Genomic DNA, 15,964 nt, shown 5'->3' with positions numbered 1-15,964 from the left:
GCATAAGAATTTGAACCGTATGATTATCATGTAAATCAACGAAAAACCTTGAATTTCCTATGAAAATGGGATAATTCAAGGTTTTTTTGCGTATTGGGGAATAAATTTTGACTTATCGTAAATTATCGCTATTTATGCATGGAATTGGGTAAAAGTTGGGGAGTGAGTTGGGGAATTTCAATTCCCCAACTGGAGTATGAAACTTTGCCTCATTCTTCTGAAATAAAAGGGCGAAGATTGCTTGTTTTATTTTATTGGGGGATAGCGTAGTTCCCCAACTTTTGGTGTATGATAATATGAGATGTCTTAACATTTTGTAAGTTGTTATGAAAATATTTTTCAATTGATGAAATTAAATATACAGATTATAATAGAGATAGATGAAAACTATTTGTAGTAGAAATGGAGAAAAAATGAAATATAAAATTATTGCTGTTAATAATGATACAACAATTAAAACAATTGTAGCTGAAATATCGGAGGAAGAATATGAAACTATTATGTCTAATATAAAACAACTTCAAATATCTATGTTGAGTAAAGATTATTATGTTGTAGTTAGAGATAATATAAAAGAGTTACTTGCGTTTTTGCCTACAATAAAGATGCAAGATAAGTATTCAATTGATACAATTAATCGATATACATACAATGTATTAGGCACTTTTTATGCATGGATTGAATATTATGAAAGCCATTATAAAAAAATTTTTGAACCCATTAAGAAAAAATATTATGATAAATATTTTGAGTATCGAATGATGTATAATCTTCGGATTTATATGACTCATTGTGAAATGGCGATTACAAAAATAGAGTTTTGGCCTGGAAAATTGGAAATGTATATATATATTGAACCAGAAAATTTGTTACAAAATTCGAGCAGATTGCAAAAAAAGATTATTACAGAGTTGCAGAAAATGCGTGATGATAATGAAAAAATTGATTTATATGAATTAATGTTAGGATTTGAAAAAATATTTACATCTATGCATAAAGAACTTTTAAAAGCATTAGAACCAGAATTACAAAACGTATTAAATGAAATAAATCCATATCTTCAATTTACATCTGAAGGAAAAGCAAAATTATGTTATATATATGAAAAAGAAACGGATAAGAGAGTATATTCATTAACGGCATTTATAGGAGCTTTTATAAATAAAATGTGTAATCCATATTAAATGTACATAGCCGATTGGTTCACTAAGAATCAGTCGGTTTTTCTATGCCCACTTTTATACATAGCCAGTCCCGTAAAAAGGATTGGCTATTAAATTTTTCGAGGAAGGAGGAAACCATATGACCAAGTGTAAAGTAATCGCCCTTGCAAATCAGAAGGGAGGAACCGCAAAGACTACAACTACATTAAATCTTGGAATTGGTCTTGCACATCAGGGGCGAAAAGTATTATTGGTTGATGCTGATCCACAGGGAGATTTAACAACTGCATTGGGTTGGACGAATGCAGACAGTCTTCCGATTACACTGGAAACGCAAATGAAGAAGATATTACAAGACGAACCATTTGTGTATAATGAAGGCATTTTGCATCATAAAGAAGGAGTAGATATTGTTCCGACCAACATTGAGTTATCGGGTATGGAAATATCACTGGTAAATGCCATGAGCAGAGAGCAGACATTAAAGCTGTATCTGGCAAATTTGAAAAAAGATTATGATTATATCCTGATTGATTGTATGCCTAGTCTTGGTATGCTGACAATCAATGCATTAGCTGCCGCAGACAGTGTAATTGTTCCAGTGCAGGCTCATTATCTTCCACTAAAGGGCATGACACAGTTAATGAAAACAATTGGTAAGGTACAAAGACAGCTAAATCCTAATCTGAAGATTGATGGAGTATTGCTGACACTTGCAGATATGCGGACAAAACTTGCAAAGACAACAGAGGATAGCCTTAGAGAGAATTATGGAAAGCATATTCGGATTTTCAAAACGATTATTCCAGTGGCTATCACAGCAGCAGAAAGCAGTGCAGCAGGACAGAGCATTTATGAGTATGACAAGAATGGAACTGTTGCAAAGGCATATGCAGAATTTACGAGGGAGGTGATTCAATGTGGCGAAAAGCAGAGAAATAAACATGAATCTTCCCTCAGCCGATGACCTTTTTACCACTCAGGAAGAAAGGGACCATAAGAATCAGGAATATGTAAAAAATATTTCTCTTTTTGAGATTACTGATTTTCCTAATCACCCATTTAAGGTAAGAATGGATGCTAAGATGGTGGAGACTATCGAAAGTGTTCGTGAACATGGTGTATTGGTTCCTGCTCTTGTCAGAGAGAAGCCAACAGGTGGGTATGAAATGATTTCTGGACACCGTAGAAAAATGGCAAGTGAACTGGCAGGGTTAGAAAATATCCCTTGTATTGTAAGAAATCTCAGTGATGACGAAGCAGTTATTGTCATGGTTGACAGCAATCTTCAAAGGGAAGAAATATTACCATCAGAAAAAGCATTTGCTTACAAAATGAAGTTAGATGTCATGAAAAGACAGGGACAAAGAACTGATTTAACTTCGTCGCCATTGGCGACAAAGTTGAAAGGGAAACGTTCTGATGAATTATTGGGTGAGGAGGTTGGAGAAAGTAAAGACCAAATAAGAAGATATATTCGATTAACCTACTTGATACCGGAAATTCTTGATATGGTCGATAACAAGAAAATTGCCATGCGTCCGGCGGTGGAGCTGTCTTATTTGCCAAAAGAAGAACAGGAGATATTGTACGATACCATGGAATCGGAAGATTGCACTCCAAGTCATGCACAGGCAATCAAAATACGCAAATTTTCAGCAGAAGGTAGATTGAATGAAGATGTGTTACTGTCGATTATGGCAGAAGAGAAGCCAAATCAGGTAGAGCAGTGGAAAATCCCGAAGAACCGACTGAAAAAATACTTTCCATCGGGAACTACACAGCAGAAAATGGAAGAAACCATTATCAAAGCACTGGAATTATACCGGAAACGGGAAAAAAGCAGGGAACGATAGGTATTTTGACACCAAGGGAGAAGTCTATCTGTTGGTGAACAATGAGAAATCAGCCTTTTTCTGTTTTCCCCTCCCCACACCCTACCCCTTTGGTTTACCAGCAGATTACCAGCCGAAAAGACAATAAGGAGCCGGGAACATCTTCTCTTTCGGCAGGTTAGATATTCCCATTCCTCTGCATGACAGCAGGAAGTAAACAGCATAAAGCAACAGCAGGCGTTCCAGACGGACGTCTTTTTTTATTGGATTGAAAAGAAAGGAATTGTAGAAAATGAAGAAGATATGGAAACGAGTGTGTACAGGGATTCTTGCCCTGACCACGATTTTAACCGCATTACCGATCACATCGGTTCAGGCAGCGGAAACACAGTATTGGACAGAATCCGCAGAGAGAGTTGGACATGTGGAACATTTAATGAATGACGGAACAATTAAGAGTACCTTCAACGAAGGACATATGAAAGTAGAGGGAGAAACTGCCTACTGTGTAAATATTAACATGAAATTTAAGAATGGCTATAAAACCAGACATAATGCAAGTGCCAGCATGAGTGCAGATCAGATTGAAGATGTGGCATTGTCGATTGAGTATATGAAACAGTATGCAGGCAGTCACAGTAACCTGAGTGCAAATCAGGCATATCTCTTAGAACAGTGTCTTGTGTGGCAGCGTTTAAGTGAGCATTTGGGTTGGCAGTGTGATAATGTCCGGGTAGTCTATTCCGAGATTTCACAGGATATTCAGAATGAGGTGTATGCCGGAGCAAAATCATTTGTGAAGGCAAATAAGGGACGATATAAATGCGGCGGTTACATTTACACCGGAGAAGGACAGGACATCGGACAGTTTTGGGCAGAACTGAATGTCGGAAATGCGAAGGTAAAAAAGACAACCACCAATGAGATTGTCACAAATGGAAATGCGATGTATTCCATTGCCGGAGCGATTTTTGGCATATTCTCAGACCAGAATTGCAGTAATCAGATTGGAACACTTACAACAAATGAGAATGGTGAGACAAATGAAGTTGAAGTGACTGCAGGGACTGTTTATATCAAAGAACTTTCTGCACCGAAGGGATATAAGCTGGATACGACAGTGCACAGTCTGAAAGTTGAAGCCGGAAAGACAGCCGTATTAAATGTTTCCGATGTTCCGAAAGTGACAGAGACATTGGTAGACCTGTTCAAGATTGATATGGAGACGGGAAAAGCAACCGCACAGGGGGATGCAGCACTGGCAGGAGCAGAGTTTACCTGGCATTATTATGACGGACTTTATACAAAAGACAATTTACCAGAGAAAGCAACACGTACCTGGGTTACAAAGACGGTAGTTGAAAAAGACAATAATGGAAATATTCATTATGTGACAAAACTGGCAGATGCTTACAAAGTATCCGGAGATGCATTTTACACCCAGAATGAAAAAAGCGTATTACCACTTGGAACACTGACTGTTGAGGAGACAAAAGCACCAGACGGATATTTACTGGACGGAGCTTATATGCAGGCAGGAGACAGTACAGAACAGATAAAAGGAATGTATCTGACACAGATCACAGAGGACGGAGAATTTGCAGTTCTTTCCGGAAGCAACCAGTATTCCGTATCTGATCAGGTAATCCGAGGTGGTGTGAAGATTCAGAAACGTGATTTGGAGACAAAAGAAACCAAAGCACAGGGAAGTGCCACATTAAAAGATGCAGCATTTGAAATTATTTCACTGAACGAGAATCCAGTTCTAGTAGAAGGAAAGCTGTACAAGAAGAATGAGACAGTTAAGATGATTCAGACAGGAATTGACGGAATTGCAACAACGACGGCAGATTTACTTCCGTATGGTAAATACAAAATGGAAGAAACCAAAGCACCGGAAGGTTATCTGACTGACGGGGCAAAAGCGATTGAATTTTCGATTACAGAAAATGGAAAAATCGTGGATTTAACAGACGAAAGTCATTCCATTTACAACCAGATTAAACGTGGAGATCTGGAAGGCGTAAAGATTGGAGCAGGTACACATAAGAGACTTGCGAATGTTCCTTTTAAGATTACGAGTAAAACAACCGGAGAGAGCCATATCGTAGTGACAGATAAAAATGGTCAGTTTTCAACCGCTTCCGATTGGGCGTCTCATAAGAAAAATACAAATGCAGGAAAATCCAGTGAGGACGGTATCTGGTTCGGAACTTCTGAGCCGGACGATAGCAAAGGTGCATTGCTTTATAATACTTATGAGATTGAGGAATTATCTTGTGAATCCAATAAAGGCATGAAGCTGATCCCTGCATTTGAAGTTGTTGTCAGCAGAAATAAAGTGAAAATCGACCTTGGAACACTGACCGATGAGTATGAGAAAGAGATTAGCATTCATACAACCGCAACAGACAAGAAAACGGGCGAAAAGATAATTGTTGCAGGAAAGAAAGTAACGATTGTGGATACAGTTACTCTGGACGGTCTGGAAGAAGGAAGAAAGTACCAGTTAAAAGGCTGGCAGATGCTGAAAGAGGAAAATGCTGAACTGCTCATTGATGGAAAGCGTGTGGAAAGTGATTATACTTTTGTTGCTGACAGCGAGAAAATGAAAGTAGAGATTTCTTATACGTTCGATGCATCAGAACTTGGCGGACAGAATCTGGTTACATTTGAAGAATTATATGACCTGAAGAATCCGGAAGAACCTGTAAAAGTTGCAGAGCATAAGGACATTGACGATGAAGGACAGACGGTCCTGATTACAGAGCGAAAGATTTCGATTCATACCACAGCAACTGATAAGAACGGTAAGAAAGAAATCGAAGCCGGAAAAGATCTGACGATTGTAGATACAGTTACTTTAGATGGATTGGAAATCGGTACAAAGTATAAATTGTCTGGTTGGCAGATGGTTAAGGCAGAAAATGCAAAGCTGATTATTGATGGCAAAGAAGTTACCAATGATTATGAATTTATTGCTGATAAGGAAAACATGGAAGTGCAGGTTGAGTTTACTTTCGACGGCAGCACTCTTGGAGGAAAGCAGCTTGTAACTTTTGAAGAACTGTATGATATGACAAATCCGGAAGAACCGAAAAAGGTAACAGAGCATAAGGATATCAACGATGAAGGACAGACCGTAACCATCAAAGAAGTACCGGAAACACCAACCCCAGAGACACCGGGTACTACTACAAAGACAAGCAATCCTCCAAAAACAGGAGACACCGCAAAAGCAGGATTGTGGCTAGCCATTGCTGCATTGTCTGCAATGGGCGTTGGTGGGGTGGCTATCCATGCAAGAAAAAAGAAGAAAGCACCACTGGCGATTGAAGAAAAGAAAGAAGAAAGCGAGGACGAATAAGGATTACAGGGTGGTGAAATACCACCCTCTTACATAGTGAAACAGGCAAGGAGGACAAAAGAATGGTAGTGAACCAGAAAGCGGTAAAAGTTATCAATAAGATATTTGAAGCAGGAATTACAGAGGAAAAAGATATTTCTGCAATGACCTTGGACGAGATTTTGGAAATTCAAGGGATTACGGTTGCAGAGATTGGAATAATCAATGATTTGCAGAAAGCAATCAAAGCCAATAAAGTGATTACTTTTTTGGGAGGTGGAGCAGTATGAGATATGACGTTATGAATGAGTATTATACGGAAATCCGTTTGTTTGGAAAACCTGCATTATTTAACGATATGCGTTTGGATCAGGAGACAGTTCCGAAAGGGTTATATTTATATGAAGTCAGATATGATGATGAAACGTGGGAACCAGTCCAGATTGCAAAAGGCATTTTAGCGAATCATTTGGGTTCGGTTCTTACACGCGAACGGTTAAAAATACCAGCGAATGGTTATCTTGACCTAGAAGCGAAAACGGACTGGAAATATAAAGATAAGGGGTGCCGGACAGTGCAGGAGTTTTTAGAAAAATATCCAATCAGACAAAAAGAAAGAGAACGATAGGAGGAAGGTACGTGGTAAAGAAATTTGATGTCATTACAAAACTGTATGAGGAAGCAACACAGGAAGTGACAGAGTCACCGGAAAAGTGGATAGCCTTTCTTCAGTCAGCCAGTAAAAATTACCGATTGCCATTTGATGAACAGCTTTTGATTCATGTGCAGCGTCCAGAAGCAACCGCAGTACTTCCTATGGAAAAATGGAATGAAAAGTTTGGACGGTGGGTAAAACGGGATTCTAAAGGAATTGCTGTATTTGATAAGAGTTCCGATAGATTAAAGTTAAAATATTATTTTGATGTATCCGATACCAGAGAAGGAAAGTATAAGCGTCTGGTGCGTCCGGTCTCTTTGTGGAGTGTGGCAGAAGAACAACAGGAACCAGTAAAAGAAGCCTTGGTAAATACATTTGGCGTGACGGACGGAGACAGAAAAGAGTTTGCGATGGTGATTCTGGAAGCGTCTCTGAATATTGCAGAGGATAACATTGGAGATTATCTTCCGGATATCCTACTTGCAACAAAGGATAGTCCGTTAGAAGAAATTGATGAGTTTAATATCCGGTTGAAAATGAAACAACTGCTTGCAAACAGCATTTCTTATATGCTTTTTTTGCGTTGTGGAATTGAACCGGACATTTATCTGGAGACAAGGGACTTTCAAAATATTCGGGACTTTCATACAAAGGAGTTAGTCAATCTCTTTGGCGTGACTGCGAGTGATATGTCAGAAATGGCATTAGGAGAAGTTGCGGACACAATACGAAAGTTAAAGATACAGGAACGGAAGCAACGCACATTTGTTGAACAGAAAACAACAGATTATAATGTGGATAACAAACAGGAAATCGCAACAGAAAGGGGACAGGACAATGGCAGCAATCACATACAGCAGACAGGGAGATTATCTCCTGCCGAATCTTACAATTCCAGAGGGCGAGGAAGTTCACCTTGGGAAGTACGCATATCTCCGAAAACAATATCTGATGAAGAATCGGTACGGAATGTATCTGAATCTTCTGACAGCGGGAACATTGAACCAGCATCTGATTCAGACGGAGGAAGAAGCACAGAACAGAATGGAGACACTTATTCAGCAGATGGCAGAGAACGAGGGCGTGACAGAAGAACTGAAAGCCAGAGATCAGATGGAGTGGATCGGGAGAATGAACAATATCCGGCAGAGAGCGCAGGAAATCGTGAGGAACGAAATCCTGGAGAATTAGAAGAAAATAATAGGAGTAGTGACATACTTCCAAGTGAGGAAGAACAACTTCAAATATTAGAAGAGAAGGCAGAGGAAAAATCCCCTGCTTTTTCTTTGTTTGCGCGCCATGGGCGCGCTCTAACGGGTGTAAGTCCCGAACATGCCCAGGTAGTGGGAAATGTATAGCCGAACAGCAAGGGTGTCTACCGTGAGGTGGAATCTGAAGGAAGCTGTAAGCAAATCTCTGGTCCGACGGACAGAAATCGCATATAAGGCTAGGCTTCGAGTGATAAGCTGGCAAAGAACAGCGAAGTCTAATAACTACCACGTTTGTAGAAGCAGAGTAAATGCGGCGGATATATGGAGAGAAAGAGCGTGCACCTTAAGCGTGGAGGTCTCACAGAGGTTTCATTAGCCTAGTAACAACGAACTGTGAGAAGTCAGCCGAGCCCATAGTAGTGAAGAAGTCTCTGTAATGGGGATGGAGCGAAGGGGCGAACAATCAATCAGTTTGAGTATGTCTCGTATTGCAGAAATGACAACATCTGCCGTAACCAATCGGGTAAAAGGTGGTCAAATCAAGCGAGACGGAAAGGAAAGAACGCATGGACACAAGTAATCTAATGGAGCAGATATTATCTAGTGATAATCTCAACAGAGCATATCTGCAAGTCGTACGAAACAAAGGTGCTGAGGGAGTGGACGGAATGAAGTACACAGAACTGAAGGAACACCTTGCAAAGAACGGCGAAACCATCAAGGGACAGTTGAGGACAAGAAAATATAAGCCTCAGCCAGTACGAAGAGTGGAGATACCAAAGCCTGATGGCGGTGTCAGAAACCTGGGAGTACCAACAGTAACAGACAGATTCATACAACAAGCCATCGCACAGGCGTTAACACCAATCTATGAGGAACAGTTCCATGACCACAGTTACGGATTCAGACCTAATAGATGTGCACAGCAGGCAATTCTAACGGCACTTGATATAATGAATGACGGAAATGACTGGATTGTAGACATCGACTTGGAAAAGTTCTTTGACACAGTAAACCATGATAAGCTAATGACTTTAATTGGAAGAACAATTAAGGACGGAGATGTCATCTCTATTGTAAGGAAGTATCTAGTGAGCGGAATTATGATAGACGATGAGTATGAGGATTCCATTGTGGGAACTCCACAAGGCGGAAACCTTTCTCCATTGCTGGCAAACATCATGCTCAATGAACTTGATAAGGAAATGGAAAAGAGAGGGCTTAACTTTGTACGATATGCAGATGACTGTATTATCATGGTCGGAAGTGAAATGTCTGCGAATAGAGTTATGAGAAATATCTCACGATTCATCGAAGAAAAGCTAGGGCTCAAGGTCAACATGACTAAGAGTAAAGTAGACAGACCAAGCGGACTTAAATACCTTGGATTTGGGTTCTACTTTGATTCAAGAGCGCATCAGTTTAAGGCAAAACCACATGCAAAATCAGTAGCGAAGTTTAAGAAGAGAATGAAAGAACTCACATGCCGTAGTTGGGGTGTTAGCAACAGCTGTAAAGTGGAGAAGCTCAATCAGCTCATAAGAGGTTGGATTAACTACTTCAAGATAGGCAGTATGAAAACACTATGCAAGGAATTAGATTCAAGAATCCGTTATCGGCTTCGCATGTGCATTTGGAAACAATGGAAAACACCACAGAATCGAGAGAAGAACCTTGTAAAACTTGGAATAGACAGAAACACAGCTAGACGAGTTGCATACACAGGTAAAAGAATAGCTTATGTATGTAACAAAGGCGCAGTAAATGTTGCTATAAGTAACAAAAGATTAGCCTCATTTGGACTAATCACAATGTTAGATTACTACACCGAAAAGTGTGTTACTTGTTAAGTTGATTGAACCGCCGTATACGGAACCGTACGTACGGTGGTGTGAGAGGTCGGAATTTCTCATTTAAGAGAAATTCCTCCTACTCGATTTCACAGGAACTGATTGATGAGGTTCTTCAAGACGGTCCGCATTTTGCAGATGGAAAATACGATATCTATTCTTATCTTAAACAGGAACATAGCACATCAGAAAATGTGAAATTCTTGCAGGGTGCATATGGCATAGGTGGAAGAACATTAAATATAAATGGAATAAAACTTGATGAAAACTATGACAGTAAAGGAATAAAACTACGGAAAGGATATGAAGTAGATTCACCAGAAATTTTACTGAAATGGAACGTAGTCGTAAAAAGAGTTGGAGAACTTATTGCTGTTGGAAGGTATCTTTCAGAGCAGGAACAGAAAGAATTTCCAGAGTATGAAAAAAGAAAAATTGCCAGAGGAAGACCTTTGCAGGAAGAATCTGAGCAACAATTAATATCAGACAGAGCTGTAACAGAATCGGAAAACGAATCGGCAGATTATGACATTTCTGAGGATACTGTTGTTACGATAGGAATGAAAGATTATGAAGTTGAGTTCCTGTCAGCAGAGAGAGTGGTACTTCGGGATCAGCAATATCCGATTTTTAGCGAAGAACTATCCAGAGAAGAATTTGACCGTAAGATATGTGAGAATCCGGCAAATGACCATTTGAAAATCAAACGGCCATTGCCGGAATTACCAGCCGAAGAAGAAAAAGAGGCACAGCCGACAGATGTTCCATCAGAAGAAACAGAGACAGAGCTGAGTATTCCGGAGCAGAATTATCAGTTTGTGATGAAGATGGCAGGCGAAGTTTTACGGGGAGAAGTGGATTCCAAAACCTTTGAGGCAGGAGCAGGCTTCATGCCCCTTACGATTGAGCAGGTTGGTGACAACTTTATTGCAATCTCTCATTACTATGAGCAGAATGGAGATGCCATGGCAGATCCGGATATGGAATTTGCTTATGATAATGACAGGAAAACGCTTCAGGCAAGAACTTATCAGCAGGACGCATTACAAAGATACGATGAAGTTTATGGCGATGACGGATATAATGAGGAGCTGGAAGAAGAACTGAATCTATTTGCACATGAGTGGTTCCAGACAATCGAGAAACAAGGATATGTTCCGGTACAGGAAGCAGCGGAATTGGAAGCAGGCGAATTACCAGCCGAAGAAGAAAATACTTTGGAATTAGCCCCTTCCTGGGAACAGGGCGAACCTGCAAAGAAAGCGCAGAGCTACGATTTGTATCCGGAAGTTTCCGGGCAGAACAGACATCAGTATCAGATTATGGAGGAAGTGCCGGAGTATGGCTCAGCCAAAGAAAAGTTCAGGGCAAATATTGCAGCGATTCAACTTCTGAAGAAATGTGAAAACGAACATCGTTATGCAACACCGGAAGAACAGGAAATACTGGCAAAATATGTTGGTTGGGGCGGTCTTTCAGATGCATTTGATCCAAAGAAATCCGCATGGGCAGCCGAGTATCTGGAATTGCAGACTGTATTAAGTGAAGAAGAATACGAATCTGCAAGAGAATCAACGCTGACAGCGTTCTATACTCCGCCGATTGTAATCAAGAGTATGTATCAGGCACTGGAAAACATGGGACTAAAGAGTGGAAATATTCTGGAACCAAGTTGTGGTGTCGGTAACTTTATCGGTATGAAACCAGAATCTCTTTCGGACTGTAAGATGTATGGTGTGGAATTGGATTCTGTTTCAGGAAGAATTGCTGCACAACTTTATCAGAAATCCAAGATAGCGGTTGAGGGTTATGAGAAAGTAAATCTTCCAGACAGTTTTTTCGATGTTGCAATCGGCAATGTACCGTTTGGGGAGTTTAAAGTATTTGACAGCAGATATGACAGGTACAATTTCTTCATTCACGATTATTTCTTTGCGAAAACATTGGACAAGGTAAGACCGGGCGGTGTGATTGCATTTATTACTTCATCAGGAACCATGGATAAGAAGAATCCATATGTCAGAAGATACCTGGCACAGAGAGCAGAGCTGATCGGTGCAATCCGTCTGCCGAATGATACCTTTACTAAAAACGCAGGAACGAAAGTAACATCGGATATTTTATTCCTTCAGAAGCGTGACCATATGACACTGGAGGAACCGGACTGGGTATATCTGGATTATGATGACAACGGCATTGAACAGAACCGCTATTATGTACAGCACCCGGAAATGATACTGGGAGAAATGGTTATGGAATCCGGTCCGTATGGCATGAGAAGTACTTGCAGACCGTATGAGGGCAGAGAACTGTCAGAACTTCTTTCAGTTGCAGTTGAAGCGTTAAAGGGTACGATTGAAGAAGTAGAAATGGAAGAACTGGTGGAGGAAGAAGACCATACGATTCCTGCAGATCCATCGGTGAGCAATTATTCTTACACATTGGTAGATGGAAAGATTTACTATCGGGAAAACAGTCGTATGAAGCCGGTAACACTTCCGGTGACTGGAGTAAATCGTGTGAAAGGTATGATTGCAATCCGGGATTGTGCAAGAGAACTGATCCGGTATCAGACAGAAGGATATTCTGATGCAGTAATCGAAGGACAACAGAAGGAATTAAACCGTCTGTATGATCTCTTCCGCAGTAAATACGGACTGTTAAATGATCGTGCCAATATGCGTGTATTTGCAGACGATAATAGTTATCCATTGCTGAGTTCACTGGAGATTCTTGCAGAAGACGGAACACTGGAACGGAAAGCGGATATGTTTTCTAAGCGGACAATCAAAGCACATAAGGTAGTGAACAGTGTGGATACTGCCAGTGAAGCATTGTCAATTTCTCTTGCAGAAAAAGCAAAAGTGGATATGCCTTTCATGGCGAAACTGACCGGGAAAACAGAAGAAGAACTGGAACAGGAGTTGTCCGGCGTTGTTTTTCGTTTACCGGAAAGTGATACAGAGAATCCAAAGTATGTTTCCGAAGACGAATATTTGTCAGGGAATGTAAGAGAGAAGTTGAAAGTGGCAGAACTTGCGGCACAGGCAGATGTAAGGTATCAGGTCAATGTAACTGCTTTGCAAAAAGTACAGCCAAAGGATTTAAGTGCTTCAGAAATCAATATCCGACTGGGGACAACGTGGCTTCCGGAGAGTGATGTTGAAGATTTTATGTTCCAGTTATTGAATACGCCCAATTATATGCAGTGGAAAATAAAAGTACATTTTTCTAAATATACGGGAGAATGGCAGGTAGAGGGAAGAAGTCTGGATAAGGGGAATGTAAAGGCAAACAATACCTATGGAACAACAAGAGTCAGTGCGTATCGGATTATTGAAGATACCTTGAATCTAAGAGACGTTCGGATTTACGATTATGTGGAGGACGATGACAGAAAGAAAAAAGCTGTTCTAAATAAGAAAGAAACTGCCATAGCACAGGGAAAACAAGATCTGATCAAGCAGGCATTTCAGGATTGGATTTGGAAAGAACCGGAGCGCAGGCAGAGACTTACTGATTATTACAATGAAAATTTCAATGCAATCCGACCAAGGGAATATGATGGAAGTCATCTGAACTTTTATGGAATGAATCCGGAAATCCGGCTACGGGAACATCAGAAAAATGGTGTTGCAAGAATCCTGTACGGCGGGAACACGCTGCTTGCCTATGTAGTTGGAGCAGGAAAGACGTATACGATGGTTGCGGCTGCAATGGAGAGTAAACGACTGGGACTTTGTCACAAGTCCATGGTTGTTGTACCGAACCACATCATTGAACAGTTTGCAGCCGAGTGGTTACAGCTTTATCCGGCAGCAAATTTACTGGTGGCAACCAAGAAAGACTTTGAAACCAAAAACCGAAAAAGATTCTGTGCCAGAATTGCTACCAGTGATATAGATGCGGTAATTATCGGGCATAGTCAGTTTGAACGTATTCCATTGAGCATTGAACGTCAGCAAAGGACAATCCGCAGTCAGATTGAGGAACTTGTGCAGGGAATTACAGAGGAAAAAGCAAGGAATGGAAACAAATTTACAATCAAGCAGTTGGAAAAGACGAAGAAGTCATTGCTTGTGCGACTGGAAAAACTGAATGACCAGAGTAAAAAAGACCAGGTGATCAACTTTGAAGAATTGGGAATTGACCGCTTATTTGTTGATGAAGCGGATGGATACAAGAATTTGTATCTATATACGAAAATGAGAAATGTAGCAGGCATTGCCCAGACAGAAGCGTTGAAGTCCTCTGATATGTTTATGAAATGCCAGTACCTTGACGAACTGACTGGAGGAAAAGGTGTGGTATTCGCTACAGGAACACCAGTCAGCAACAGTATGGTGGAACTATATACCATGCAGAGATACTTGCAGCATCATACATTGGTGGAGCATAACCTACAGCATTTTGACGCATGGGCATCAACTTTCGGAGAAACAGTGACAGCAATCGAGCTTGCCCCGGAAGGGACAGGCTACCGTCTGAAAACGAGATTCGCAAAGTTTTATAATCTCCCGGAGCTTATGCAGATGTTCCGGGAGGTGGCAGACATTCAGACTGCCGATATGCTGAATCTTCCAGTGCCGAAAGCAGAATACCGGGTGGTATCTGTAAAACCAAGCGAAATGCAGAGAGAAATGGTTGCAGAACTGGGAGAACGTGCGGAGCGTGTGAGAGAAGGACTAGTCAATGCCACCGAAGATAATATGCTTCTGATTACCAATGACGGAAGAAAACTGGCACTGGATCAGCGAATGATGAATGAATTGTTACCGGATTACCCAGACAGTAAAGTCAATGCGTGTGTAGAGGAAGTCTATCAGTTCTGGGAGCAGGGGAGGGAAAAAAGACTGACACAGTTGTTATTTTGTGATTTATCTACCCCAAAAACAGATGGAAGTTTCAGTGTTTATAACGATGTAAGGGATAAGCTGATTGCCAAAGGTGTTCCGCCGGAGGAGATTGCATTTATTCATGATGCTAATACTGAGGTTCGGAAAAAAGAATTATTTTCAAAAGTAAGGAGAGGTGCTGTCCGTATTTTGATGGGCAGCACTTTTAAAATGGGTGCAGGTATGAACGTGCAGGATTTGATTATTGCAAGTCATGACCTGGACTGTCCATGGCGTCCGAGAGATGTAGGACGGATTTTGCGGACATTCAAAATAAAAAAGAATGTGGAGGTAACATACAATGGCAAAATCATTATTTGAGGAACTGGGCGGAAGATACGAAAGACAAGAGGATTATCTAATTCCATGTATGACTTTACCCGCCGAAGAAGAACAGCCGATAGGCATATGGGGACAGCGGCATTTAGATTATCTGAAGCAATACCGCAAAGTTACATACACCAATTTTCTCACAAGCGGCAGGCTCAACGCCTATCTTGCCGACATCGACAGACAGGCGCAGGAACGCTTTGAACGGCTCATAGAGGGCATGAAACAGGCACAGGGCATAACGGAACAGCTAAAGGCAGAAAACGCCTTAGAATGGACAGGATACCTCAATAACATAAGGGCTTGTGCGAGGGAGATTGTGGAAAAGGAAATTATTTTTGCATAAACAGATGATTAGTGGCAGGGGAAATCCTGCCGCTTTTTCTGCTTTAGTTTGTCAGCTTGACAAATAAAGGGTTAAGGAATATAATTAGATTCAGTATTATACAAGGAGTTAATAAATATGCGGCAAGGTATTCTTAAATAAACTGTCAATTTGATAGTGGGAACAAAAAGTAGCAGTCCCGTTTCACTTTTAATATGGGGCTTAGTTTTTTGTACCCAGTTTAAGAATACTTTTATCATGTAATTTTATATGCCCGAAAACATATAAGTGTTTTGGGGCTATTGGAGTTATTTACCCAGTGATAGGAGTATTTATCACTGGGTATTTTTA

9 protein-coding genes and 1 pseudogene are annotated in these 15,964 nt (G+C 40.6%); all 10 read left to right on the top strand.

Annotated elements, in window-relative coordinates; all coding sequences use genetic code 11:
• The first annotated feature begins 413 nt into the window (after window positions 1–413).
• The 10 genes and pseudogenes from C7E02_RS07820 to C7E02_RS07775 all read left to right on the top strand — a co-directional run bounded on the left by C7E02_RS07820 (window position 414) and on the right by C7E02_RS07775 (window position 15,634).
• Entirely contained in the window at window positions 414–1,184 is a 771-nt protein-coding gene (locus C7E02_RS07820) for a hypothetical protein (protein WP_005340077.1), read from the top strand.
• Window positions 1,185–1,302: 118 nt separating this feature from the next.
• Window positions 1,303–2,130 carry a ParA family protein gene (locus tag C7E02_RS07815; protein ID WP_105309246.1) on the top strand — a complete coding sequence of 276 codons (828 nt, stop codon included), beginning with the start codon at window positions 1,303–1,305 and terminating at the stop codon, window positions 2,128–2,130.
• On the top strand, window positions 2,084–3,019 hold the full coding sequence (locus C7E02_RS07810; protein WP_005340073.1) for a ParB/RepB/Spo0J family partition protein: 936 nt from the start codon (window positions 2,084–2,086) through the stop codon (window positions 3,017–3,019). The genes C7E02_RS07815 and C7E02_RS07810 overlap by 47 nt, the downstream gene beginning before the upstream one ends.
• A gap of 271 nt (window positions 3,020–3,290) precedes the next feature.
• On the top strand, window positions 3,291–6,365 hold the full coding sequence (locus C7E02_RS07805) for a VaFE repeat-containing surface-anchored protein (RefSeq protein WP_105309245.1): 3,075 nt from the start codon (window positions 3,291–3,293) through the stop codon (window positions 6,363–6,365).
• A 62-nt stretch (window positions 6,366–6,427) separates the two neighbouring features.
• A complete protein-coding gene (locus C7E02_RS07800) occupies window positions 6,428–6,634 on the top strand; it encodes a hypothetical protein (protein WP_005340071.1) in 207 nt (68 codons plus the stop codon).
• Complete coding sequence (locus C7E02_RS07795) at window positions 6,631–6,972, top strand: LPD28 domain-containing protein (RefSeq protein WP_005340070.1); 342 nt, start codon at window positions 6,631–6,633, stop codon at window positions 6,970–6,972. The genes C7E02_RS07800 and C7E02_RS07795 overlap by 4 nt, the downstream gene beginning before the upstream one ends.
• An 822-nt stretch (window positions 6,973–7,794) precedes the next feature.
• Entirely contained in the window at window positions 7,795–8,193 is a 399-nt protein-coding gene (locus tag C7E02_RS20450; protein WP_319017411.1) for a TnpV protein, read from the top strand.
• A gap of 586 nt (window positions 8,194–8,779) precedes the next feature.
• A complete protein-coding gene (gene ltrA / locus C7E02_RS07785; protein WP_029731837.1) occupies window positions 8,780–10,063 on the top strand; it encodes a group II intron reverse transcriptase/maturase in 1,284 nt (427 codons plus the stop codon).
• A gap of 83 nt (window positions 10,064–10,146) precedes the next feature.
• Window positions 10,147–15,279, top strand: a pseudogene (locus C7E02_RS07780) (DUF6908 domain-containing protein); the annotation flags it as partial.
• Window positions 15,260–15,634, top strand: coding sequence for a TnpV protein (locus tag C7E02_RS07775; protein ID WP_105309244.1), 375 nt, complete (start codon window positions 15,260–15,262; stop codon window positions 15,632–15,634). The pseudogene C7E02_RS07780 and the gene C7E02_RS07775, both read left to right, overlap by 20 nt.
• Window positions 15,635–15,964 lie beyond the last annotated feature (330 nt).

This window comes from Dorea sp. Marseille-P4042 (genome assembly GCF_900290215.1).
GTDB classification, from domain to species: domain Bacteria; phylum Bacillota; class Clostridia; order Lachnospirales; family Lachnospiraceae; genus Dorea; species Dorea formicigenerans.
The sequence above is the reverse complement of the archived record's forward strand: the minus strand, read 5'-3'. Positions and strand labels throughout refer to the sequence as shown.